Origin of the sequence: Cerasicoccus frondis (assembly GCA_031296915.1) — a bacterium.
GTDB lineage: Bacteria > Verrucomicrobiota > Verrucomicrobiia > Opitutales > Cerasicoccaceae > Cerasicoccus > Cerasicoccus frondis.
The window spans coordinates 1-22,787 of record JAVDPC010000039.1 but is presented as its reverse complement, the minus strand read 5'-3'; the positions used below and the strand labels follow the sequence as shown (position 1 = coordinate 22,787).

The following is a 22,787-nucleotide window of genomic DNA, read 5'->3' as shown; positions in this document are numbered from 1 at the left end:
CCTGCCCTGCTATGCTCAGAAATGAGGCACTTTGCCGCTCAGTTCCAAAAATGTTCCGTCATCAGTGACCATTTGGAATCCCTGTTCAGGTATGTAGATGACCAAATCTGCGTTGCCGGCAACAGAATCACTAAAGCCCGATACTTCCGGCCAGTCTTCACCTAAGGCACCTAAACCTGCCATGACACTAATAACCGTATCGGAATCAGCATCATCTTCAAAATTATCTGCGGTTTCGGAATCTCCCCCGGCTAGTATGTCACCATAGTCATTGAGTGCATCTCCATCGGCATTTCCAGTCCCATCGCGGCTTAAGCCACCCCAATAATAGTTTTCGAGATCGTCAGGGACGATATCGCCGTCAGAGCTGGAAGCATCGAGCGGATTCCAGCCAAGGGAAAATTCGGTAGTGCTCCCTACCCGGTCATTATCAGGATCGAATTCGAGCGGATTTTGGAGCGGTTTCGGGGACATCACTAATTTGAAAAATGATGCGCCCTGGGCAAGTTGATTTGGATCGGCGTTTGGATCATTGGGCTTCATGAAGGCCAATCCAGTAATTTCCTGATCCTGCCCAACAAAAACCTGCTCTGCGGCAACTGGAATTGTCCAAGTCTCCAAATCCGGTGATTGGAGAATGATGTAGGCATAATTATTGAATGCGAACCATTTAAGGTTCAGCTCATTAACCCCTGCCCCATCCACAATTTGAAGATCAGTATCCTGTTGCAAATCTGTTTGGGCATACAACTGGATGATCGGGCATAATCCCGCAAGAATGATAGTGGTGACTGTGTTTCTCATTGCTCAGGAACCCAATGGATGAAGGTGGTTTGTTGAGGTTGCTGATTTTGTTGGTGGTAACGTTTCTTCGCCTCGCTGATTTTTCTCTGGTCATGCAGAGCCTGTTGAAGCTCCTTTTTATTTTGATCGAGGTAGACCATGAGTGCATCAAGGCCAGAAAAGACTTCCTCGTTTTCTAATAAAGTAGGGTCGTTTGTTTCCACGAAATACTCAGTAACTCCATTGCTGGACTCTGGAAGATCAGGGATTTCGGGAATCTTTAAATCTACCCCCTCTCTCTTTGCTAATTTCTGCCGCTCCCTGAGATTCTCAATCGATTCATTTAGAACCAACGCCCCCAGAGTATAGGTAATGTCACCAGCTGAAAATCCACGTATCACTCGGCAAAGATTCATGTCCGCCTCAGTCCAGGCGGAATATTGCCTACCATCCGGATCACTCCAGCGAATATGTGACACCTTGTTATCGTAGACCCAAACGTTGAGGGAAAGGAATTTGTGTTTTCCTTCTTCGATGTCACCCAGCAATTCAATCTGTTCAGATGATAATTGAACTGGTTCAATTTTTTCTCTTTTCTTGAGTTGAGGCTTGGCGACCTCATCCATAACAAGGGTGCCACCATTATTTAATTCTACAACTCGACGCTGGAGAACCTGAAAATCTGGAGTTTCTGCCAGGCGTTTGGCTTCTTTTGCCTCCATTTCATTCGCCACGATGATGTCCGCTTGCCGGTCTGTAAGTGTATTATCGGCGAGACCCATCAACGGAATCATAAATACAGGTAATAATCTAAGGCGCATGAAGGAATGCATGCATATAGCTATCACGTGTCGAGAATAGATTATGATAAATTTTCCAATCAAATGTTAGGGCTTTAGAATTTCGGCATACCCCCACACACCTCTTGCAATCGAGAAAGATCGAATTTCGCGCGACACATGGGTAAGCCATCACCGGCCATGCTCCCCGAAATTCTTAAACAATAGCCCCTGCTGGATCTCTGGCTCACCCTTTTTACGGCGCTTCTTGATAGGTTCAAAAAGATACTGGTTTTCACCGTCGTGCTCGGTGCCTTTCAAATACTCAACAGCATGAGGCGGCGCTTGCTCGGTAAGACTATCAGATAATTCCGCACTTGATGATTTCGCATTATCGAAGAATGGCCTGACAAGCCATGGAGCGAAGCAATACCCATTTACCAAGGCGGCCTTAATAACGGTTTCGTCAACATCCTGGGCAAACAGGCGATATGAATAGTTGCTGGCGTGAAGGATCAACCGGCCCGTTCCAACGCACGGGTCACAAACAGTCTTAAACCGGCAATCATCCCCCTCCATGAGCATCCGGGCCATCATCTCAGAAACATTGTGCGGAGTCGGGTAGAACCCCCTCCCCCGCCCGTGTCGATTTTCAGCCATGAGATCCCCGAATACGTCAGCGGGACGGGCAATCATGATATCGAGGCAATATGTTTGGTAAAGACGGTCAAAGGCTCCTCTATCGGGCTCTTTAGGCGGTTCTTTCTGCCCAGGATGACCAAACCCATACAATAACCAATCGAGGTAATAGTTGAATAAATCCCAACTCCCCCACCCTTCCCAGCCTCCGGACCTGGTTATGCTGTTGAGCGCGTTCTCGTGCATCTTCCGGACAGGAGCTGCGGAGTGTGGGTCAAACTCAATCTGAGGAATAGGCTCATCGAGCACATTGCCATTCTGAATGACCTTTAGCCAGTGCTCCCAGCGTCCCCAGCATTCGGTCTCGACCCAATAGAGGACGTGGAGCAACCAGCCATGAGGCGGAATATCAGGATTGTCCCGGGCAATAGGCTTCTTGGGCCATTTCTTATCATTTGCGAAAGTATCGACCAAGGCTTGGCGATACTCGGCGCGTAAGCTCGCCACCCTACCCTTTTCTGCTTCTGACACATAGTCTCCATGCTCTTAATGTTGAGCCGGACTCTATAGCCAATATTGGTGCGCTTGAAAACCGTCACATACGAAAGTATTCAATCTCCCAATTGTAAATGCACTAAACGCGTTCAAAGCGCTCGATCTGGGCCCAAACCAGCTCCGGGTTCCACTGCGGCCCCATCATCCATTGTATCAGCATGATTGCGTCTCGTTGGTAATGATAATCAAATCGCTTCAGCTCCAGGAGCGACCACTGATATTCGTCCCCATCGATCTTGTTGGCGGCCTCGGCCATAGAACACAGCATACCGCGTGCAACCTGGCTACCACTGGTGTCATGACAAGCAATCTGTCCCAGCTTATCCAAGGCGGCCTCAACTTGCTCTTCTGGGAATTTCAGCGAATCGCCGTGTTGCATTGCTTCGCGGAGCAATCTTAGCGCTTCGTCTTTTTCAAGATCATCGCTCATAGCTTGTTTAGGTCCTCAGCCAGTCTCTTTCGTATATCCATAGCCCCGTGTAAAATGGATAAAATGACAACTTCATTTTCCTTCTCAGTGAAATAAACAAAGTGCTGCTGGTAGCGAAAAAACTGAACCACCCTACCCTTCACCTGCATTTGGCGAATATGCCCAAGACGAGATGAGTTGGCAATGTCTTCCATCGAGCTATGTAGGCCAGTCAGGTATCTTCTGGCTTGCTCCTCTCCCCAGCGCTCATCTGTATATTCCCAGATTTGCTGTAGGCGCTCAACGGCAGCAAGAGTAAGCGTTATCGGCTTCACTTGGCTCTTTTAGCCTTAAACTCTTCGTGCAAAGCGGCCGGATCGAATGGGACAGTTTTCTGATCTAGTAGCGGCTCTAAATGAGCTTTTAGATCATCAATGCTGTTAAGGCCTAAGCCACTATCCATTTGATCTAAGCCCACTTCCAGCACATCGAGCACGTCTCCCCCTGCGGCTTGGTATGCCTCAAGTCGCTTAGCAGTCGCGGTGTTGGCTGGAATATCGATTTTCATGTTAATTATTATAGCTCGATTTGAGGCGTTTCGTCAACATGTCTTCTTTACCGCCACCCATGTAAGCATATGGCATTTCTGGTGTGTTTGGTGTTCGATCAACCTCAAGGTTAAATATAAACCATAGAACACCAATTAAACCTATTGCACCATAAGGTGCATTACCCACCTTGCGGTTTCTAAAACACCTCAACAACCTCATGATTCACATGAACCATAAGACACACACAACACCACAATCACCTTGCGGTGCTTCCTCCACCACTTCAACCTTAAGGTTATTATACCACCGAACCAACCATGCAACACCTACAACACCGGAACCACCTCTTGGTTCAAATGAACCTTGACACACCAAACGCACCAACAATACCATACGGTTAAAACAACACCTTACACACCTTAAGGTTCACAGGACACCACAGGAAAGAGATGAAAAAGATTATTTCATTTATGAATTTCAAAGGCGGATGCGGCAAAACAACGCTAACCTGCCTGTCAGCTCTATATCTGGTTACGGCAAAGAAGGCCTCCGTGCGGGTCAGTGATCGAGACCAGGGGAAAGACACAGAGTCCTTTGTGCGCAACATCAACCACGACAAGATTAAGTTATTTGATGCGGCAGAAGATGATGACAACTACGACTACCTTCTCATAGACACTCCTGGAGGCATCGTAAAAGAAGAGATGGCTCAAATAGCCGAACTTAGTGACCTGATCGTTATACCATTTGCACTATCACCAACAGACATCCGACGCACGAGAAAGACGGGAGAAGCGCTTAATGGTGCTGAGAATATCCGCTTGCTTTTTAATCAAGTCAACACACGGACCCACGCCTTCACACAACGTCAAGGGGTATTGGAGGCTTTAGGATTAGAGGCACTTAAAAACCATTTATCCAAGAGGGTAGGGTATACCTACGCACTGGCTGGCGGTTCCGATAGTCTGACAACTGAGTGCATTGAAGAATTAGGCAAAGTAGTGGAGGAAATCATCGCATGAGCAAAAAGAAGCCAAACTTGAGTATCTTAATGGACACGCCGGCAGCGGAAACGTCCGGCATTCAGCCACAGAAAAAGGACGTTCCGGAGAGCAATGTCGGCAAGAAAGCACCTGCTGCGAAGAAAAAAATCGTGGCGAAAGTAGAATCAACGATCAAACGACGCCGATCGGTTGACTTTGATTCTCTGATGGAGCAAGACATCGAGCGCCTGGAGATTGAGCTCATGCAAAGACGGTTAAAACCCTTCAATGAACAAGGTATGATTGAATTTGCTCTGGCATTAGCTCTGAATAGCAGTGAAAGCATCGAATCCGTCTATGATCGCATAAAAAATAAAGACGGCACGCGTCGATAGGCACTAAGACACCTCACGGTGTTAAACACACCAAACACACCACAATAACCTTGAGAGATTCTGATGGCTACGCGCGACCAAGAACTCCAAAGTTTCAAAACGGACATCAATTTAACGGAATATGCCGCGTCACAGGGCTACGCTCTGGATCGCAAGGAAAGCTCTCGAAACAGCGTTGTGATGCGTGGTCCGAGCAATGATAAAATTGTCGTTACCGTTAATGGCCAAAATGGACACTGGATATATTTCTCAGTTCGTGATGATCGTGATAATGGCTCAATTGTAGATTTCGTTCAAAATCGCACGTCTGATAATTTCGGACAAATCCGACTGCGTCTCAGGCCGTGGGTGGGGCAGGGGGGTAATGTCGAACGGCCAGCTTCTGGTTTATTTGCGTCGAAGGTGGTGCCATGCAGTCCGGATACGGAGAAAGTGCTTAAAGAATACCACAAGACCTGGATTCCCACTCATAAGCCATATCATCCATATCTGGAGAGTCGTTCTATCGGGCCGGAAGTCTTTGAAATGCCAGAATTCAAAGAGAGAATCCGGATTAGCTATCATGGGAATGCTATTTTTCCACACAAGGACCTTGAGGGGCTCTGTGGTTTTGAAATTCGTGGAAATCAATACAAAGGATTCTCTCCTGGCGGGAAAAAGGGCCTATGGCTGTCACAGATGGCTCCAGAGGCCACAGAATTGGCTTTTTTCGAGTCAGGAGTCAACGCGCTTAGTTTCGCGCTTCTACGGGCCGGAAAATCCCGCTGGTATGCCTCTACGGCCGGCCAATGGAGTCCCAACACACCAGAATTGATAAAAAAGACTGTTATGGCCTTTAAAGGAGCTCGCGTGATTCTAAGTTTTGATCCCGATGATACTGGACATGGACTAACTGAACAAGCTCGCGATCTTTTAAATGACTCAGGGAAGGAAATCGTTGTAGACATGCCTCCCAATGGACAAGATTGGAATCAAGTGCTTGAAACCCAAAAATGCGCGGGACAATAGGAAAAGGACATCTGGGGGTCCTAGCTAGTGTTTCTAGCCACTTTGGTGCCGACAAGAGCTATTTGCAGGATAAACCCTAATCACCTTCATTTCCTATTGTCCCTTTACGGAGTATCCAATCGAGGACTTAGAGAAGCAGAACCCACCTATTGTCCGCATTGAGGAAACAACAAATATGACAAAAAACGGATGATCTTAGCCATCGACAGAGTTTAGAAGCATCAGTCAACTATGACAAATATCGGATAGACGTGCTTTGCTATTGATGGTGTTTATTTCTTTTATTCCTGATTAGTATTCTTGGTTTGGTGATTAGAGCACAAAAAAGCATTGAATAACAATGACTTACAAATCTAAATATGACACTTTCCGGTATTATTATGACATAAATCGGAGAAGGCGGACAAAACTCGGATGAACTATGACATAAATCGGATGGGATATGACTGTTGCCGGATCGACTATGACAAAAGGCGGATAGCGGGAATATAGTGACCCTCATGTTCAGAGAATTGTAGCAGAATTAGCCGGTGTAGGATAGGGAATCTTAAAAGTATGACATTTTCCGGATATCGTCTGTTTCAGAACTATGACATTTTCCGGATATAGAGAGGCAGCAAACGCAACTATGACAAATATCGGACGTGCGCTGTAGGCTAGTGTTTATCAGAGTTACAGACTCTGGAACTATGACATAATGCGGATTTCACTAGAAGACTGATCTTCAAAATTTCCGTAATATGACAAAATTCGGAGAGTGCACAGGATCGTATTATGACAAAAAGCGGATGACAATCGATGAGAAGAAAGCATCGCCTTTATTCGCCGCCAACTATGACAAAAAACGGATGAAATTCGACTGTGGATAATATGACATTTGTTCTAGACGTTTGTCATATTTAGCATAGTTTACGGCAGATAGGAGTAATGAAGTGTCAGAAGTTGCAGTGAAAATTGCCAAGAAAAAAGCCGCTGTTCCCTTACCTGAAGGGCTCATTGATCGTGGAATGGTCGCGATGGCCAATGAGTTTGCGATTGCTCCGACACAGATTACATTGGCGGAAAAAAGAATATTTAACATGCTCGTGGCAGCTGTCCACCCTGAGGACGACGATTTTAAAGTTTATCGAGTTGGGATCAAAGAAATTGCCGATCTTGCCGGCTTGAAGGGCCATCATGTCCATCAGCAGACCTGGGAAGTAACGAAAAGGTTTATGAGTCGGGTGCTTGAACTGGGCCGCGACGCTAACGGAAATTTGAGGAAAAATCCGAAACTCGTCAACTATGTCTCAATGGCTGAGCCATCTGATGACGGTAGTAGCATTCTCATCCAGATTAATCCACATCTGAAGCCATATTTCCTAGCGCTGAAAAGCGGTTTCGTCCGCTTTCCATTACGAAACATCGTGCCGCTGCGAAGTGTCTACTCCCAGCGTATGTATGAGATACTGAAGAGTTACCAGTATCAGAACCGGAAGATAGAGATAACCTTGGATGAATTTCGCGAAATATTTAAATTGGGCAACAAAAAATACAAGCTATATGCTGATTTCAAAAAGCGCATATTGAAGGCGTCCCAGGAAGATTTGAAATCGACTGATATTGGATTCAAATTCACTGAGAAGAAAAAGGGTAGGCGAGTTCACTCAATCGTATTTGAGATATTTGAAAATCAGCCCTCAGATCAGCTCGATTTTGGCCTTCCGGTTGTCAACGACAACCAGGACCGGATTGATTCAGAGGAAAGACTGATAGAAGACATTTTGGCGGCCGGATACACTCGTGATCCGACTAAGATTATCATACGTGATGGTTTAGAGTTAACCAGAGCGAGCCTCGATGTTGCACTGGAAGAAATGAACCGATCAGGATTTGAGGTTAAGAATCCAGGTGGTTTTATTGCCAAGAAACTAGATGAGAGAGCAGGCCTGGCCCGTCTTATTCAACGGGATCGCCATGAAGCAGAGAAGACAGCTCGAGCGCAGCTAAAGGCCAAGATGGATGCAGAGAAGGTATCCCAAAACGTCCAGGATGTCGTTGGAGTCTTGAAAGGTCTATTGCAGAGAGAACAACGGAATACAGCCGTCTTCCTAGCCGAAGGAATGGAGCCAGCGACAGAAATAGAGCTACGTCAGTTTCTTGAAAAGAACACACAAGATCTTCATCTGAGTAGGTATGACTTACGTCAGACATGGATAGATGAGGTTAAGGGCGATGATCCACTGGCGAAATATAGGCTCATGGGATTACGAGAAGACTTCTTCATGGATCGATTCCCCGAAACATTTCAGCCGCTGACGTATCGTTCAGTTGCTGTCAGCAATCTGGACAGTTTCAGTCCTAATCAAAGAAAATACGTTGAGAAGGCACTGGAATGGCTTGAGAATGAAGAAAATCGCGAACTATGACATTTTTCGGACGATCACAGCTCCGTAAAGATTTTAACCTTCATGGACCTGGCGGCTTCAAGCACTTGTCCATTTGTGGCAACCAACAATCCTTTTTCCTTTTGGGCTAGATACAGATAGACCGCATCGTTCGCGGGCAGATGATGTCCTTGAGCGATTTTCAATATATCCTGCCGAGGGTAGGGGACAGTGGGCTCAATCTCGATAGGAAGGTAATCAATTTCGGCCAGCTCATCGTTGAGTTCTGATTCCGTTAGCTCGCCACGGCCAGCTCTATCCAGAAATGCTTGAATGAGTCGGGTCATAAAGGATTCTGGCACGAAGGCCTTCATGCCTTCCCCCAGGGCCTCCTCGATGGCCACAAGTTCCTTGCTGGCAGCTCCGAAATACAAGTCTTCGATTGCAGAGGGATGTAGAATCAGCTTGGCAGTGGATTTCATGGCTTAGACTCCTTTTTTGGCTAATCGCCGTTCGCGGCGTTGTCGAATACGGCCGAGCGCATCCTTAGCCTGGTTCTGGCGATTATAGGGGATGATTTTACCGAAGGGCTCCCCTCGATCGGTAAGAACAATTTCCTGGCCGGCCTGGATGTCTCGCACCGCCTCCTTCTTCAACGATCTGAGTTCCTTCAGGGTAATTACAGTGGTTTTCTTAGCCATTCTTTAGCTGCCTTTCTTTTGCTTTTAAGGTCACCTTCACTCATTAATTCCATTGTCTCAATACGCTTACTGACTAGGGCCCGATGCTTTTTCACAAAATCGAATCGGTCCAAATGTGGCCGTATAATAAAGTGCTCTAAAACAAGAAAAATGCCGGCACTGCAAACGGTCCATACGGTCAGCGATATGATCAAACCGCGATAAAAGTCCACGTGATCCGGAATAGGTAAAGGGAACGCAATCGGTGATGCGCCAACGAGGTCGAAGTATTCGAGGAAGAAAAACACTAGGAAACCGATTAAAGTTGCGGCGCTAGAGGCTCCCAAGCGCATCCAAAATCCAATATCAAACTTGTAGATATTCCTCTTAAATGCCGATAAATTCTTGAGTTCGAGAGTCGTGAAGGGAAACAACATCGTGAGTTGCAACAAGAGCCCGTAAAATACGGCAGGAAGAAGCCCCAAATAGGATAGGGTAGGGGTCAGGAAAGTAACTGACATTGCAGCGACGGCAGCGTAGCACGCTGTCAGCGTCAGGCGACAGGTTGAATTCAAGATATATACTTGAATCAACATATTGTTAACCACGCGACTGACCGCCTCGTCCTGAAGATCGAGCGGATAACGATAAATTTTCTTGGTTATTTTGATGATGGGTCGCCTCTTGATCCAACACGCGAGCGCCAATGCACTGGCAAAAAGACCGCATACTGAGGCAGTAAAGAAACCAAAAATTCTCCATGGCTCCCACTCGGTAAAATACTCTGGAGTCAATGATAGGATGCCCAATAGAGTGTTCACGCCAATACTGCAAATTACGACACTTAGGATAAGCCAGGTGGTGTAGTTTGAGTGGGTTTTACCGAGTTTTTCCGGCTCTTGAAAGTATTGCAGGGCTTGCTGGAGATGATGTTTTTGGATTTCCACACGGCGGCGTGCGGCCTCTTCATCCAGACGTTTTTGAGATTCTTGCGCGTTTTGGTCTTTGTTCGTCTGAACAATATTCCGGATGGGCTGAATATCTGCTTCGGTTAGCGGGGGATATTCCCAGGAATAGATCAGGGTGATTTGCGGCAAGTAGCCACGATCAGGATTGGCCTCGAAGAGCCCACGGTTCTTGAGGTCCGTGGTAAGATTTGCTTCGAGAACTGACGCTCGACAGAAATTCAGAGAGTGGTGATCCTGGTAGATCATGCTCACAGGTTTCCTTCCGCTAGGTCTCGGCGTTTTTTGATAAATTAACTGAAAGAAAGACACCTTGGCGGGTCGGACCAAACCCTGGTTTCGTGAGATGAAAATTGCCTCAGTGCAAAATTGATTCTCTCGTCGGCCGTGTTTGAGCTCGCCAAATGCGCCCGGCTGGATTTTCGCCTCAATCGTTTCACTCCAACCCTCCGTGCTCTGCTCATTTGTGCCTTCATTGATTCCACGATTCTCTCCCCAATTCCTGCCTTCACTGGTGCCTGACTGCCTGCCTGACGTTGGGCTTTGACCGTAGTTGCTAGACCGGCCTGCATTTTCCCCTTCCTGGTAGCCTTTGTTTTCCCCTTCAAAGCTTCCCTCGGTTCGTCCCGTTGAGTCGCTTTGATTCCGCAATCTGATAATTTCCTTTGAGAATAGATCGGATGCCCATTGCTGGGTATCCTGGTCGGCCAGCCGATGAAAAAATTTCTCGGACATACATGCGGCCATTGCATTGAGATAATCGTCACCAACCTGATGGCCCAATTCGATACGAAACTTGGCCAGACTTTGAGACATGTAGACGGTGCAGACGCCAGCTGATCGCGCCATCGGTTGAAAATCGGTGTCCTTCGAGTAGGCGTAACACTGGCATTCGTCGGCCCAAAGAAAAACCGGAGGATACTTTTTCGTTCGGCGTAGCATGGCTTTCTGCCAGGCAAATTTGAACATGACCTGAATCATCTTACCTGTCTTGCCGAATAAGTTAATCGGCAAATTTATGATGATGATTTTGCCACGTATTGAGTCCTCAGGAACAAAGTTTGTATCGGAATCGAACAGGCTACTGTATGGATCAATTGCCAGTTTAGAAAACACCGACTGAAAAGTAAACACGACACTGGTGCGTGTATTGGGAGAAAGGCTGGGATAGCTATCTGTCCAATATCGTAAGGCACTCTTAAAGTTCTTAGAATTTCTCTCTTCCTGAAAATCGTCTTCTTGTTCGATCAGATCAATGAGTTTTAAACAGTAAGAAGATGTGCGTTTCTCCGGAAGATCGACTTCGGAGATGGTTTTTGGGGCGCTTCGGATAATCTCGTCGAGGCGCTCGAGTGAAATTTCTTCATGCGCACACTGCAACAAAAGGATACCGTTTAGCAGCATTGTTTCCATCGCATCTTTCCAGATCGGATCCCCGCCATCACGTCCGTCGCCCTGCGACACTTCAAAAGCGGTTAAAATCCATTCCAAAATTTGATGTGCGTAGGTGTGTCCCGGTCCGGAAATTTGATAATTGAGAAGGTTGCAACGGTTCTCACCGTCATCGGACACTACGAGTAGGTCTTGTTCCCGACCACATTCAGCGGCCATCCTCTGCCAGAGTTGCAAATCCCCATCATCCTCGTCATACTTCGAGGTCAATACAAGGCCGCCGATTCCAGCCCTTAAATAAGCCCTCGCTAGGTAAGCTCCGATTCCGCTGGTCTTACCACTTCCGCTAGCGCCAAGCACGAGCGTTCCGGTGAGGGCGTCGGACAAAGTAAACTTCCTTTGGGGCAACTCCAGAAGAACGGTTTCCTCTGGATTCTCAGATATAGGTTTCACATGAGGCTCAAAATACTGAAGGGCCTCTTTGTCAGCATTTGTCATCTCCAGTGGCGTCCACGGAGGGCGGCTATAGAGAGCGTCGGATTTAGCAGCGTCGTCCGATTCCATAATAGAAAATATGGAATACACATGAAGATTCACAGCACAACGAAAATCAGTCCGTAGTTTCGTGACTTTTGCGTGACATTGTGCATAAGGGGAGATGTCTGAAGATTTTCTCTGGACAACTTGTGGTTGCCCCCTTTCTTACTGATACTCGCTCACTAAAAAGTAAGGATGCTCCGAATCTACGCCAATAACTCGCAAGAGGCAGCTAAGAAATACTTCGACGAAAGTTTGAAGTGTGGTGATTACTATATGGAGGATCAAGAAGTGGCGGGCTCCTGGGGCGGCAAGGGTGCCGAAATGCTTGGGCTCTCCGGAGCGATTGAGCGCGATGATTTCCATCGACTGTGCGAAAATCGGACTCCAGAAGGTGAAAAGCTCACCCCCAGGGATGGCGTTATCAACAAGCAAACTGGGGAAACTGAACGGAGGGTTTTTTACGATTTCACCTTCGATTTGCCCAAGTCGGCCAGCATCATTTACACCTATACGGGAGATAAACGCATCCTCGAAGCAATGGAGCGAGCTGTTGCCAAAACGATGGATCGGATGGAAGCCGAAATGCATACGCGGGTCCGTAAGGACAAGGCTAACCATGACATTAAAACCGGCAACATGGTTTATGGATCGTTCCTGCATTTTACGACCCGTCCGGTAAATAGCGTTCCTGATCCCCACGTTCATATGCACGTGCCGGTCTTCAACGCCACTTACTCAGAGGAAGATCAATGCTTCAAGGCGGGCCAGTTTGGGCCCATCAAAAAAAAGGCATATTTCTACCAGGAACTCTATCACTCGGCGCTGGCCCAGGAGTTCAAAGAACTCGGATTCGAGCTTGCCAAAACCGATAAGTATTTCGAGATTGCCGGCGTCACACGGGCAACCATTGAGCGCTATTCCCGGCGGACGGAACTCATTGAGAGGATCGCCAAAGAGCGCGATTTGACCCCTGCCCAAAAGGCGGCCGTCGGCGCGCTCATTCGTGAGAACAAGAATAAGGATTTCACGATGTCCGAGCTTTGGGACATCTGGTATGGATCGGACCGCGAGCTCTGGCCGGAGATCGAGGGACTGGAAAATGCCTTGGTGGGCAATGTTCCCCGGCAGCTGACATCGACGGTCGAGGAAGCAGTCAATCATGCTCTGGAGAAGGTGTTTTTCAAGCATTCGACCGTCGAGATCGAGCGGGTTTACGCCGAGGCCTTGAAACATGGCATTACCTCCGTGACCGAAAAGGAAGTTGTCGAGGCCTTGCATTCTCGTGACGACATTATCGTGAGCCGTCTCAACGGCGAAACAATGATTACCACGCGCAAAGTTCTGGCCCAGGAACGTGCCATTGTTGGCTATATCCGCAAAGGCAAAAACGCCAAGGCCGCTTTGGTTGATGATGAATACGTTTTCCAAACGGACATCTTCAACGACCCCCGATACGACACGCGTGAACAGGAAAAAGCTACTCGCCTGGTCATGGAATCTAACGCCTGGATTGTTGGCGTGCGTGGATTCACGGGCAGTGGAAAAACGACCCTGATGGGCGAGGTGGACGCCGGGCTGGGGACGATAGGGAAAGAACTCGCGGTGTTTGCTCCGTTGGCGCTGTTAACGAATCGCCGCTTGAAAGTGGACTTTGAACAGGCCCAAACCGTCGAAATGCTCCTGCGAAGCGACCGGGTTCAAAAATCACTCAAAGACAAGGTTCTTTGGGTGGATGAAGCCGGGATGCTTGGCGTCGAGGATATGCTGAAAATCTTCCAGATCGCGGCGGAAAATGGTGCTGCCAAGGTCGTCCTGGGTGGCGATACCCAACAAACGCGTGGGGTCAAACGTGGCGACGCGCTACGGATTGCTGAAGAATTTGGCGGGCTCGACACAGCAACATTGACGCAGATTTTCCGTCAGAAAAACGACCAATACCGGGAAGCCGTTAAGGCGATCAATGAAGGTCGGGTTTCTGATGCGGTTGCCATATTGAAAAAGATGGGGGCCATCGTGGACGAAAAAACCATAAAGTCGAAAGACGAAAAAGAGCGTGAATCGAGATTCAGCGATCCGGTCAAAGAATCTGAGCTCGCCAAGGATGACTCTGAAAAAGAAAAAGTGCGCACTGAGCCGGAGCATAAAACGGAATCGGATCCGGAGGAAGTCGAACAAGATAAGCGACAGGAAGACAAACGAGAGGTTGAGGTCTTAAAGCCTGCCCTGGAGGAAGAAGCTGACCGCTGCGAATACTCGAATTACGAGCCTGGCATGATCATCGAGGTCGAGGAAGATATTCAATCCTGGGAGAAGGGCGCTTCAGCTGAGGTAGTCCAGGTCGATGAATCGCGGGGTAAAGTCGTGGTGGTGCGTAAGGATCAGGAGAATCCAGAATACGAATATTTCCCGGTTGAGTCAGCCGCGAAACACATTTCCGTCCACGAGCGTGAATCGATTCAGGTCGCGACTGGCGACAGATTGCATTCAACAAAATTGGGGCAATCCAAACAGGGGACCATGATCGGCTATGATGACCCGATCAAGATTGCCGGATTTACGAAAGAGGGGGACATCATTACCAACGAACACGGGATTATTCCCAAGGATTACGGCCATTTGCGCCAGCCTGAAGCTCAATCGGACCAGGAAAAGCGGGATGTGGCGCTTACCGAGTATCTGAGCGATCAATACGTCAATTACACCAAAGGCACGGGGAAGAGCGCAATGATCGTCTCACCAACCCATGTTGAGGGAGAGCAATACACGTCCGCCATTCGCGGCAAACTAAAGGATGCCGGCAGAATCCAGGACGCCAGGGAATTTGACACCCTGAAACCCACACACATGGACCCTGCGGACCGGGCGCAGTATTACAAATACGAACCCGGCATGGTGATCCGCGTCGAACAAGCCTTTGACGATTGGGAAAAAGGCGAAGCGGCCGAAGTCCTGGGCTATGATGGCTCAAGGGGGACCGTCATGGTCGTTCGGGAAGGGCATGAGAATCCCAAACTGGAGAATTTTCCCATTCATACGGCTGCTGATCGAATTTCCGTCCATGAGCGCATGGCCATCGAGATCGGGGCAGGGGATCGCCTTCAATCTACGCGCAACGGGACATCGAAGAACGGTGTGGACATCTACAACGGCGATTCGATCAATGTGGTTGGCTTCACCAAAGACGGCGACCTGGTCACCAAGGAACACGGCGTTATTCCGAAAGATTACGGCCACTTGCGTCACGGCTATTATACAACCCCGGAATCATCGCAGGGCATGGAAGCCGACAAGGTGTTTGCCTCGTTCCGCGAAACATCGCTCGGTGCGACGGATCTAACAAAGTTCCTGGTTGCGGTGAGCCGCGGCAAGGATGATGTGATGATCGTTACTGACGATGTTGTCGGCCTCGAAGAAAGGGCTTCGGAAATCAATACACGCATGTCGGCCACGGAAATGGTTGGCGAGGCTCTGAGGGAGAAAGCTCTCGAAATCGGCGTTGATCTGGCGAAAAACAGCTTGATGGGCGAGCAAGGCCATCAGCTTGCGGTCCAGATGCAAGTTCAACAGCAACAGGATTTGGTTCGAGAACTCATGAGGCAACTTTGATGGCAAATAAAAAAGGTAGAGATTTATTCAATAAGATGAAGCTTGGTGAGGCAGGCCGAAAGATCGTCGCGCCAGAGCAAGATAACGAGGCTCAGCTCGGAGACCAGGGGCAGGGGGGACCTGACTCGGAAACTCTGGGCAATCCTGACTATGAACCCAAAATCCCGGGCCAGAGTTTCGAGGTTCGTGAAGGGTATGAGGCGATCAATGAGAATGAGGCGCTGGTCAAATCAGCTTTCCGGGTGCAGTTCTGGACCCATGAGGCCCGGTGCGAGGCCTTGCAGTCAGCTCATTTGGAGCCTGTCACCTGGGACGCCGGTGATTTGATCATCCGGAGTTTTGGGAATGGCATTGATGAAGTGCGAATTACTTGTTCTGGCAAGGAAAGCCAGTATGTCTTTGATTTGCTTTGTCAGAATCGAATTAAATGGCTTGGTGTTCATCAGAATGCCAAGCTGGAAAAAGCCAAGGGCGCACCCTTCGTCGTCGAGAAAATAGAATTCGTGCGCTCGCCAGTTAAAGGGAATGAGCGGGTTCGGGAATCATAAAATACCATTAATTTTTAATACATTATTAACCTTTGTATCCTAATACTATACGCATAGATCAACACGTATGAGGTTTATGTGCCGGTTCAACAGCTTTCAAGAATTGCAGATTTTCTAAGCCACAAGCCTGGCGACGGCGAACATACGGCCTCATTAAAGGGTCGCTTCCATCAAGAGCACCCGAATGTTCAACAATCAGATCAAAATTCACTGATTCAGTCGTTGGCTCGTGCCGACTATCTTGATCAAATACCATTTACGACAGCCGAGCGAAACGACCTGGTCAAAATCATCGCGCTGCTCGCTAACATTCGGAAATCACACGAATACCTTGCTGAATCAGGTCGATCACCTTTTGGTGGAAAACTACCGGATGCTATTCAGACGCTTTCCGACACCTATCGGCCGGAAATGATCGAAGACCTCGCCAGTGGCAGTGAATCCGTGGTGATTGGTCTTCCGACATGGAGTCGCATGGTAATGGCGAAGGACAGCATTCAGACTCTCCCGGATAATTATGGGGTTAATCTCAGTCGCCAGCCGGCAACGAGCTTCTCTTTACCAAGAAAATCCGAGAGTGCTATGACGCAATCTATGGAAGCGGCGATCAATGAAAAGGTTCAAGAAGATCGCGCGGCACTTCTCGATGTTGAGATTCAGATGTTTGAAGATGTCGCACAGCTCAACGAACTTCTGGAAAAAATTGAAGCACGGGCCACGTCTCAGGAAAATGAGTCACAGATGGGATCATCAGGGCAGGGGCTCACCAAAGCAGCGTTCAATCAGCTACTTGGCCGTTAGGCTGCGGCAAAATAAGGGAGCCGCCCCCAGTTGGGGACGACTCCGTGAAAGTTAGGCCTTTGGAATAAAGGCAACCAGGTTTCCTTCGTCCTCGGTTAACGAGCGGTAGGAAAGTCGGCCATCCACATCAATGATGGGAATGTAGTTCAGCCGGACGCTGAAGCCTGCTTTGTGTTCCCACATCACGCCGATTCGTAGACGTTCGTGGAAAATTTCCAAATCAGGTTGTTTCGATTCAGGTTTTTTAGTTTGTTTATCGGACATAAGATACTCCTTTGTTGTCCTAGGCCGTGACCATCACAGCCTTTCTGACACCTCGGCCGAGGGAAGGTCAGACTGAGAATTTCAATGGCTTATTTGCTTCGCGCTGGAATGCCGCTGGCGGCACCGGAAATAAGTCGTTGAGCCTTGCGCATAAATTTTCAGGTCTTCCCTCAGAGTGACGGTAAAAGGCCTGTGTTGGTTGAGGGCTTGGCCAATGCAATGGAGTCGCTTATTCATCTGATCGGCATAAAACCCGAAGCCGGACGCCTGATCGGTGAAGGCATCCAGGATCGGATCGTATATCAGCGTGATGTGATTCTTTCTTTAGTAATCTTCAGGAAGCAGGATAGTTGTGACACTGCGATCCCACTCAGTGATAATCCAAAACTTGATACCTTGGGCGTCTGTATAGACAGACATGAGCCTTTGGCCATGCGTCAAGCCATCCTCGTTGAGTTGGGCATCTTCGGCGCACACGTCACCCCAGTCTTCTTGAGCGTGACGGGTAATAAGCGCTTCGTATGCGTCCGAGAGATTCAGCGTTTCAGCCGCGTTTCTTGTAATCACGACTTCTCCTAATTGAAATTTCATGTGGTCTCCTTTGGTTCGGGGCTGGCTCCATTGCCAGCCGATGACCGAGCGACAACACGGGTTCGGCCCATCTGCGTCATGGGCTTCTCGGGAGACCGCTTGCGGCGGAAGGCCCATTGACGCGGGCCGGTTCTGTGTTTCGCTAACGGGCAGGTTGGCGTCGATGGAGACGCCATGCCAAAAGAGCAGTGAGAGTGACGATGGAGTCAGTCCGTGAAAAAAAGATGCTCCTCGATCTCCACGGCGATTGACCACTGGACGGCCTTGGTATCATAAACGATGTCAAAGTAGCGTTCAGCTCGTGTTTTCACGACGAAGTGGACATGCAGGGCCAAGCCTACCTTGTCCTGGTAGACTCGGCGAATCGTGGCAATTTCGTGTTCGTCTCCCTCCTGGGTGAAAAAACGGTAGGGGGTAATGCGCCGCCTGACCTGGTCGTCCTTAAAAGCGGCGAACAGGGCAATGACATTGATTTTTCTTGGCGCGGCATTTTGCACAAATTATCATGATGCTCAAATTTTTATACCCATCAAGGGCGAATTCTCGATTGATGACCATGAACGGGCCAGCGCCAGGCTATGATTTAATCCGAAATGTCCATCGGATAACGCTTTACAGCACAATTGCGGCGGATCATCAGCATCCCAGTAATTTGAAAAATCGTCTGTATCTGCATGTGGACATGAATTGCTTCTATGCGCAGGTTGAACAGCACTCTTATAATCTGTTCGGCCTGCCAGTCATCATTGGCGGCTGGAGAAAGGAGAATGGCACGCCACGGGGCATTGTGGCGACATCGAGCTACGAGGCCCGCAGCTGCGGCGTTAAAACCGCCATGAGCTTTTTGGAGGCAACGCAGCTCTGTCCGTTTGTGATCCCGCTGCAGGTCCACTACGAAAAATATGTGGCCGTAAGTCGCGAGACCAAGCGTATTTTCCTGCGCTATGCGCCGGAAACGGAAGCTTACTCGATGGATGAAAGTTTTTTGGACATATCGTATCTCCTGGGAAAATCCCGCGAGGATCTGCGCGCCTTCGGCGATCAGCTCCGCAATGAGATTTACCAGCGCTGTCGGCTTGTCTGCTCGATCGGGATCTCCTATTCAAAAACCTATGCGAAGCTGGCCAGTGATTTGAAGAAACCCAATGGCCTGACCCTGATTTTGACGGAAGGGGATGCCAGGGGATACTTATATCCCTTGCCTCTAAAGGAAGTGTGGGGCATCGGATCGAGGCGATTCGAGAAGCTTCAGGCGGCCGGTCTGTCGAACATTCAGGATGCGGTTGACCAAGGGCCCGGCGCATTCCAAAAATTATTCGGCGCGTATTTCGGCCGGATGCTTTGGGAAACGGCGACGGGTCGGGATTGTGCGATGGTCCGAGATCCGGAGAATCATGTTCCCAAAGAGGTGGGCTATATGCACACGTTCTCGGACTGGACGGATGAACCGGACCGGGTGCAGGGGGAAATGACCAAGGCGGTCCGGCAATTGTGTTACCGGATGCGGGGCTATTGCCGGCGCGCAGAACGGTATCATGGATATATTCGATTCCAGGATAACACGTGGACGGGGGTCGGGTTTGATTTTCGGACGGACGGCCTGACCAATCTGGATAGTTACATCGCGGAGGCCTGCATCGCATCGGGTATGCCACTGGTGCGCCGATTTCTGGGGGAAGGTCACAGAATCCGCGGCATTGGTCTGAGCACACAGGAGATGGAAGATCAGCGGCAATTAGAGTTGTTCTTCCAGGAAGATGAAAAGCTTCGAGGCCTCTTTTACGCAATGGACAGGGTGAACAATACTTATGGTTTGGATAGCCTCATGCCAGCAAGCGTGCGCTATGCCGTCGAGGGCAAGACGCACTTTCTGGAGCGCAGTTGATTACTCGCGTTTCTTCGGATTTATTAGGGCTTCAGGCGGCAGCAGGCCTTCGGCTACCAATCGTCGATTATTGGCGTTCACCTTACGGTGAAGGGCCTCAATATCGACGTTGTAGTAAGCCATCTCGCGCATCTTGTTTCCCAGGGCTTCTTTTTCTTCAGGGTCAGTTGTGGCGAGCATCTTTTCAAACAGCGCCATATACTCAGGATTATCCATGAGCTGGGTTGCCTGTTCAACGGCGTCCTCGTTTCGATCCAGGTATTCCTGGCGGGATTCTTTTTGCAAGAATTGCTGGGCGACTTCTTCCATACTTTTACCGCTCGTTGCCATCTCACGGCGGATACGACCCATGAGGGTAATCATCTCCAGCTGCATTTTACGCTGCTCTTCTGGAGTCGGGGTCTCATCGGGATTCTCGTTGTCCTCAGCCATATCGGGCAGACTATAGAGCGTTGCGGCTTCTGATGACAATGAAAAGATAACACGATTCCCTACAGGAGCGTGGGTTATCAGCTTCCTTGTTCCATCCAATCGACGGCTTTCATGATGGTGGCCGTTGGCACGGTTGTGACCCAGGTGGTCTTTTCCTCAATGAAACCTTGTTCGTATAGGTATTCGAGAAACTGACTGGTCGTCAGGTTCAGATGATTGAGCAAGACGGCCACACGGCGCTTGTCGTGTGGATCGGTCGGATAGCCAACGGCGATATCGGTGCTCATGGTGCTTTAATCGGTAGTCTAACGCTGCGACCTCGGCAATTTCCAAATATAGGCCAAAACTGCGAGCGCCAAAATGATGGATACGATGCAAAGGGCGGTTGTTGGATTGATGACGCCAGCCAGGCTGATCATCATCTCGATGATTTTGATTAGTGTTTCGATACTCATAAATATATTTCTCCTTATTTATTCATGATTCTTTACACTAAATTTTGGCTCCTTTTAGAGCTGTCCCCGCATTTTGCAAATTTTTTACATTTAGGGTTGGTGAGGATAAATGGGCTGGCGGTCGATTCGACTGCCAGCCCATTGTGATATTAGTCGTTTCTGATGCACTCTGGACACCATTCAGCCAGTCTCGCCTGTGCCTCTGGCGTGATGAATGGGGTTTCAGTCTTGGGATCGACTGCATCCCCGATTGCGTTGGCCAGATCGCCTTTCTTGCTCTTGGCGTGCCGTTGAACGAAGGCCTGATCAATGATCTCTCCGGCCATAGTCTGCATATACCGCTTGGTTGTGCGGGCAAAGAAATCAGCATTGGGAGTCCAGTAGGTTCGCACATCCATATTCACGAGCTGGGCCGTGTGGTCGAATGTGTTGTTTTGATAGCGAACCATCATTGAGGCGGCATAGGCCTGTAGGCTGGTTTTTTCGTCATCAGTCAGGGCGCGATAGGCCTCGAAGGCCTCTACGTCGTCTTCGATCTCGAAGCAGGCGAGGGGGAGCTTGGACACTCTCGACTCAAGAAGGTCGGGCGCATCGAAATCCCCCATAAACCCATGTTCCTTAGACGGATTTCCAACGACTTTTCCGGTCGTTAAATAGAATGGACTGTTGTCAAGCGTGCCATAGGGAGCCAACACGTTCTTGATGGTGTGGAAAGCCAGTAGGTCACGGGCAATGGTCGGGTTTTTGAGCAATTCCAGCTTGAAGGCGATCAGCCGAATAACGGAGAGATCATTACTCAAAGATTGGCTCAGATCCGGTTTCTTGGCGCTTTTTTCCTCCTTGGCTTTTTTCTTCGCTGCGGCCATCTGCTCATCATCTTCGGGCTGGATAAAGCCGAGTCGAACGGCGAACTCGCCGTGATGGTCGAGGCTTAAAAACCCGCCAGCGCTGGCTTTCTGCTCATCGGTGAAGGCGTGCGCCTTGGCTTCGAGCTCGTCCCGTTGGGTCTCAATGTCCTCGCATTCCTGATAGAGTTCATCATCTCCGCCATTGGCCGCTTCGACAATCTCGTCATAGCGCTTGTTGAGCTGGTCGAGCTTGGCCTGATCCTCGTCGGACAGATCGATCTCAACGGGGTGAATCTGGCGCATTCTCTGACCAGCGGTGTAGTCAGCATCGAATGCATATTCAATCCATTTCCAGCCATCCACTTTGAGTCGGTTGGCCTCGGCTTCCATTGCGCTGGTGGCAAGGCTGGTCAGCAGATCGGCGTCTTTATAGTAAACGACGTCCTCAAAGAGATCGGTGCGAATCTCGCCTCCGGCGGCCTCGTAGGCATCGCGGCCAACGATCTTAGCGATCTTGCTGGAACTTGGGATTTCGTTTTCGGTGAGAGCGGACCGGATATGATCCTGATGCAACCCATGCCAATGGGTTTTCAGGGACTCGTAAACTGTCTCCTGCCGTTGATGGTCGTCAGTGATCGTAAAGGCGCACGCTGCCTGTAGGTCAAACTGGCCTTCTCTGAACGCATCGAGCAGGACGGGCGAGAGCCGTCCGAGCTTTAGGCGCTGTTCAACCAGTTTTGGGGTGGCTCCGTGGCGGGTGGCTATTTCGCTGACACTGAGGCCTTGGTCGTGCATTTTCGACCATGCCTCAAACTGGTCTGCGGGGTGCATGGCCAGACGGTGAATGTTCTCAGACAGGCTGGCGCTGGTATGCTGGGAGGTGATCAGTTTGCACGTTACTTTGTGCGTGGGCTTGATCTTCTTGCGCTTGACCAGCACGGCAAGGGCGCGCCTCCGGCGTTCCCCGCCAGTAACGGCGAACTTCCCGCCAGTGGCTTTCCGAACGACCAGATTTTGCAGCAGGCCTTCGGCAAGAATGTTGTCGGCCAAGGCATCGATACCGTCATTGGTTCGGGTCTTCCGGGCATTCTCCGGGTCTTGGATCAGTTTGTTGAATGGCACTTCGATGGTGCCATCTTCTGTTTTAGTGGACTTGGTTGCGGTTGTCTTACTCATGGTATTCTCCTTTATTTGGGTTGGTTTTCGATGAGCGAAGCACAGCTCGCTCGCTCGCAAAACCTGCCCTTCGGCGAGAACGGGGAGGCAACGCGCAATGCCAGGCCGCCGGAGGCGGGGCCGGTTTGGAGGGCAT

At 49.4% G+C, this 22,787-nt stretch carries 24 protein-coding genes; 8 read left to right on the top strand and 16 right to left on the bottom strand.

All coding sequences use genetic code 11. From position 1 onward, the window contains the following. Positions 1-15 precede the first annotated feature (15 nt). The 6 genes from RBB63_RS21350 to RBB63_RS21325 all read right to left on the bottom strand — a co-directional run bounded on the left by RBB63_RS21350 (position 16) and on the right by RBB63_RS21325 (position 3,733). Positions 16-804 carry a hypothetical protein gene (locus RBB63_RS21350; RefSeq protein ID WP_309387265.1) on the bottom strand — a complete coding sequence of 263 codons (789 nt, stop codon included), beginning with the start codon at positions 802-804 and terminating at the stop codon, positions 16-18. Beyond that, positions 801-1,616: a hypothetical protein gene (locus RBB63_RS21345; RefSeq protein ID WP_309387264.1), complete on the bottom strand. Its 816-nt coding sequence runs from the start codon at positions 1,614-1,616 to the stop codon at positions 801-803. Before RBB63_RS21345 ends, RBB63_RS21350 begins: the two co-directional genes overlap by 4 nt. 138 nt (positions 1,617-1,754) lie before the next feature. Beyond that, positions 1,755-2,675, bottom strand: a complete 921-nt coding sequence (locus RBB63_RS21340) for an N-6 DNA methylase (protein ID WP_309387263.1) — start codon at positions 2,673-2,675, stop codon at positions 1,755-1,757. A 160-nt stretch (positions 2,676-2,835) separates the two neighbouring features. Then, the gene (locus RBB63_RS21335; protein WP_309387261.1) at positions 2,836-3,186 is read right to left on the bottom strand and encodes a hypothetical protein; all 351 of its coding nucleotides are present in this window, start codon (positions 3,184-3,186) and stop codon (positions 2,836-2,838) included. Further along, positions 3,183-3,500: a type II toxin-antitoxin system RelE/ParE family toxin gene (locus RBB63_RS21330; protein WP_309387260.1), complete on the bottom strand. Its 318-nt coding sequence runs from the start codon at positions 3,498-3,500 to the stop codon at positions 3,183-3,185. Before RBB63_RS21330 ends, RBB63_RS21335 begins: the two co-directional genes overlap by 4 nt. After that, complete coding sequence (locus RBB63_RS21325) at positions 3,497-3,733, bottom strand: hypothetical protein (RefSeq protein ID WP_309387259.1); 237 nt, start codon at positions 3,731-3,733, stop codon at positions 3,497-3,499. The genes RBB63_RS21330 and RBB63_RS21325 overlap by 4 nt, the downstream gene beginning before the upstream one ends. A gap of 432 nt (positions 3,734-4,165) precedes the next feature. Here RBB63_RS21325 and RBB63_RS21320 point away from each other — a divergent pair, with 432 nt between their 5' ends. From RBB63_RS21320 to RBB63_RS21305, 4 genes are all read left to right on the top strand, one after another. Beyond that, positions 4,166-4,738 (top strand): ParA family protein, encoded by a 573-nt coding sequence (locus RBB63_RS21320; protein WP_309387256.1) that lies wholly within the window; start codon positions 4,166-4,168, stop codon positions 4,736-4,738. Continuing rightward, positions 4,735-5,094 (top strand): hypothetical protein, encoded by a 360-nt coding sequence (locus tag RBB63_RS21315; protein WP_309387253.1) that lies wholly within the window; start codon positions 4,735-4,737, stop codon positions 5,092-5,094. The genes RBB63_RS21320 and RBB63_RS21315 overlap by 4 nt, the downstream gene beginning before the upstream one ends. Before the next feature lie 63 nt (positions 5,095-5,157). Further along, entirely contained in the window at positions 5,158-6,102 is a 945-nt protein-coding gene (locus RBB63_RS21310; RefSeq protein WP_309387251.1) for a DUF3991 domain-containing protein, read from the top strand. 932 nt (positions 6,103-7,034) lie between these two features. After that, positions 7,035-8,510 (top strand): replication initiation protein, encoded by a 1,476-nt coding sequence (locus RBB63_RS21305; protein ID WP_309387250.1) that lies wholly within the window; start codon positions 7,035-7,037, stop codon positions 8,508-8,510. 14 nt (positions 8,511-8,524) lie between these two features. Here the strand turns inward: RBB63_RS21305 and RBB63_RS21300 are convergent, their stop codons facing one another. Genes RBB63_RS21300 through RBB63_RS21290 form a run of 3 tightly spaced genes read right to left on the bottom strand, consistent with a single transcriptional unit; the run spans position 8,525 to position 12,069 of the window. Further along, positions 8,525-8,950, bottom strand: coding sequence for a type II toxin-antitoxin system VapC family toxin (locus RBB63_RS21300; protein WP_309387248.1), 426 nt, complete (start codon positions 8,948-8,950; stop codon positions 8,525-8,527). 3 nt (positions 8,951-8,953) lie between these two features. Further along, positions 8,954-9,169 (bottom strand): type II toxin-antitoxin system Phd/YefM family antitoxin, encoded by a 216-nt coding sequence (locus tag RBB63_RS21295; protein ID WP_309387246.1) that lies wholly within the window; start codon positions 9,167-9,169, stop codon positions 8,954-8,956. Then, the gene (locus RBB63_RS21290; protein ID WP_309387244.1) at positions 9,148-12,069 is read right to left on the bottom strand and encodes a type IV secretory system conjugative DNA transfer family protein; all 2,922 of its coding nucleotides are present in this window, start codon (positions 12,067-12,069) and stop codon (positions 9,148-9,150) included. Before RBB63_RS21290 ends, RBB63_RS21295 begins: the two co-directional genes overlap by 22 nt. Positions 12,070-12,237: 168 nt before the next feature. Between RBB63_RS21290 and mobF the strand changes: the two genes are divergently transcribed. The 3 genes from mobF to RBB63_RS21275 all read left to right on the top strand — a co-directional run bounded on the left by mobF (position 12,238) and on the right by RBB63_RS21275 (position 17,000). Next, positions 12,238-15,651, top strand: a complete 3,414-nt coding sequence (mobF, locus tag RBB63_RS21285) for a MobF family relaxase (RefSeq protein ID WP_309387242.1) — start codon at positions 12,238-12,240, stop codon at positions 15,649-15,651. Further along, positions 15,651-16,199, top strand: coding sequence for a hypothetical protein (locus RBB63_RS21280; RefSeq protein ID WP_309387241.1), 549 nt, complete (start codon positions 15,651-15,653; stop codon positions 16,197-16,199). The genes mobF and RBB63_RS21280 overlap by 1 nt, the downstream gene beginning before the upstream one ends. Positions 16,200-16,277: 78 nt before the next feature. Then, positions 16,278-17,000 carry a hypothetical protein gene (locus RBB63_RS21275; RefSeq protein ID WP_309387240.1) on the top strand — a complete coding sequence of 241 codons (723 nt, stop codon included), beginning with the start codon at positions 16,278-16,280 and terminating at the stop codon, positions 16,998-17,000. A 51-nt stretch (positions 17,001-17,051) separates the two neighbouring features. On the opposite strand, the gene RBB63_RS21270 is transcribed toward RBB63_RS21275, so the two are convergent. The 3 genes from RBB63_RS21270 to RBB63_RS21260 all read right to left on the bottom strand — a co-directional run bounded on the left by RBB63_RS21270 (position 17,052) and on the right by RBB63_RS21260 (position 18,352). Next, complete coding sequence (locus tag RBB63_RS21270) at positions 17,052-17,264, bottom strand: hypothetical protein (protein WP_309387239.1); 213 nt, start codon at positions 17,262-17,264, stop codon at positions 17,052-17,054. 324 nt (positions 17,265-17,588) lie between these two features. Further along, positions 17,589-17,855 (bottom strand): hypothetical protein, encoded by a 267-nt coding sequence (locus RBB63_RS21265; RefSeq protein ID WP_309387238.1) that lies wholly within the window; start codon positions 17,853-17,855, stop codon positions 17,589-17,591. A gap of 206 nt (positions 17,856-18,061) precedes the next feature. Next, positions 18,062-18,352, bottom strand: coding sequence for a hypothetical protein (locus RBB63_RS21260; protein ID WP_309387237.1), 291 nt, complete (start codon positions 18,350-18,352; stop codon positions 18,062-18,064). 8 nt (positions 18,353-18,360) lie between these two features. Here RBB63_RS21260 and RBB63_RS21255 point away from each other — a divergent pair, with 8 nt between their 5' ends. Then, the gene (locus RBB63_RS21255; protein ID WP_309387236.1) at positions 18,361-19,740 is read left to right on the top strand and encodes a DNA polymerase Y family protein; all 1,380 of its coding nucleotides are present in this window, start codon (positions 18,361-18,363) and stop codon (positions 19,738-19,740) included. Here the strand turns inward: RBB63_RS21255 and RBB63_RS21250 are convergent, their stop codons facing one another. From RBB63_RS21250 to RBB63_RS21235, 4 genes are all read right to left on the bottom strand, one after another. Beyond that, on the bottom strand, positions 19,741-20,172 hold the full coding sequence (locus RBB63_RS21250) for a hypothetical protein (RefSeq protein ID WP_309387235.1): 432 nt from the start codon (positions 20,170-20,172) through the stop codon (positions 19,741-19,743). 77 nt (positions 20,173-20,249) lie between these two features. Further along, positions 20,250-20,459: a hypothetical protein gene (locus tag RBB63_RS21245; protein WP_309387234.1), complete on the bottom strand. Its 210-nt coding sequence runs from the start codon at positions 20,457-20,459 to the stop codon at positions 20,250-20,252. 18 nt (positions 20,460-20,477) lie between these two features. After that, the gene (locus RBB63_RS21240) at positions 20,478-20,627 is read right to left on the bottom strand and encodes a hypothetical protein (protein ID WP_309387233.1); all 150 of its coding nucleotides are present in this window, start codon (positions 20,625-20,627) and stop codon (positions 20,478-20,480) included. A gap of 149 nt (positions 20,628-20,776) precedes the next feature. Next, the gene (locus RBB63_RS21235; RefSeq protein ID WP_309387232.1) at positions 20,777-22,651 is read right to left on the bottom strand and encodes a ParB/RepB/Spo0J family partition protein; all 1,875 of its coding nucleotides are present in this window, start codon (positions 22,649-22,651) and stop codon (positions 20,777-20,779) included. Between the last annotated feature and the right edge of the window lie 136 nt (positions 22,652-22,787).

Bases quoted from the DNA above. Each gene is read 5' to 3' on its own strand.
- RBB63_RS21240 (WP_309387233.1), bottom strand. From the start codon at position 20,627: ATGAGTATCGAAACACTAATCAAAATCATCGAGATGATGATCAGCCTG.
- RBB63_RS21335 (WP_309387261.1), bottom strand. From the start codon at position 3,186: ATGAGCGATGATCTTGAAAAAGACGAAGCGCTAAGATTGCTCCGCGAA.
- RBB63_RS21350 (WP_309387265.1), bottom strand. From the start codon at position 804: ATGAGAAACACAGTCACCACTATCATTCTTGCGGGATTATGCCCGATC.
- RBB63_RS21270 (WP_309387239.1), bottom strand. From the start codon at position 17,264: ATGTCCGATAAACAAACTAAAAAACCTGAATCGAAACAACCTGATTTG.
- RBB63_RS21320 (WP_309387256.1), top strand. From the start codon at position 4,166: ATGAAAAAGATTATTTCATTTATGAATTTCAAAGGCGGATGCGGCAAA.
- mobF (WP_309387242.1), top strand. From the start codon at position 12,238: ATGCTCCGAATCTACGCCAATAACTCGCAAGAGGCAGCTAAGAAATAC.
- RBB63_RS21235 (WP_309387232.1), bottom strand. From the start codon at position 22,651: ATGAGTAAGACAACCGCAACCAAGTCCACTAAAACAGAAGATGGCACC.
- RBB63_RS21245 (WP_309387234.1), bottom strand. From the start codon at position 20,459: ATGAGCACCGATATCGCCGTTGGCTATCCGACCGATCCACACGACAAG.
- RBB63_RS21280 (WP_309387241.1), top strand. From the start codon at position 15,651: ATGGCAAATAAAAAAGGTAGAGATTTATTCAATAAGATGAAGCTTGGT.
- RBB63_RS21325 (WP_309387259.1), bottom strand. From the start codon at position 3,733: ATGAAAATCGATATTCCAGCCAACACCGCGACTGCTAAGCGACTTGAG.
- RBB63_RS21250 (WP_309387235.1), bottom strand. From the start codon at position 20,172: ATGGCTGAGGACAACGAGAATCCCGATGAGACCCCGACTCCAGAAGAG.
- RBB63_RS21315 (WP_309387253.1), top strand. From the start codon at position 4,735: ATGAGCAAAAAGAAGCCAAACTTGAGTATCTTAATGGACACGCCGGCA.
- RBB63_RS21265 (WP_309387238.1), bottom strand. From the start codon at position 17,855: ATGAAATTTCAATTAGGAGAAGTCGTGATTACAAGAAACGCGGCTGAA.
- RBB63_RS21345 (WP_309387264.1), bottom strand. From the start codon at position 1,616: ATGCATTCCTTCATGCGCCTTAGATTATTACCTGTATTTATGATTCCG.
- RBB63_RS21290 (WP_309387244.1), bottom strand. From the start codon at position 12,069: ATGGAATCGGACGACGCTGCTAAATCCGACGCTCTCTATAGCCGCCCT.
- RBB63_RS21310 (WP_309387251.1), top strand. From the start codon at position 5,158: ATGGCTACGCGCGACCAAGAACTCCAAAGTTTCAAAACGGACATCAAT.
- RBB63_RS21295 (WP_309387246.1), bottom strand. From the start codon at position 9,169: ATGGCTAAGAAAACCACTGTAATTACCCTGAAGGAACTCAGATCGTTG.
- RBB63_RS21300 (WP_309387248.1), bottom strand. From the start codon at position 8,950: ATGAAATCCACTGCCAAGCTGATTCTACATCCCTCTGCAATCGAAGAC.
- RBB63_RS21255 (WP_309387236.1), top strand. From the start codon at position 18,361: ATGATGCTCAAATTTTTATACCCATCAAGGGCGAATTCTCGATTGATG.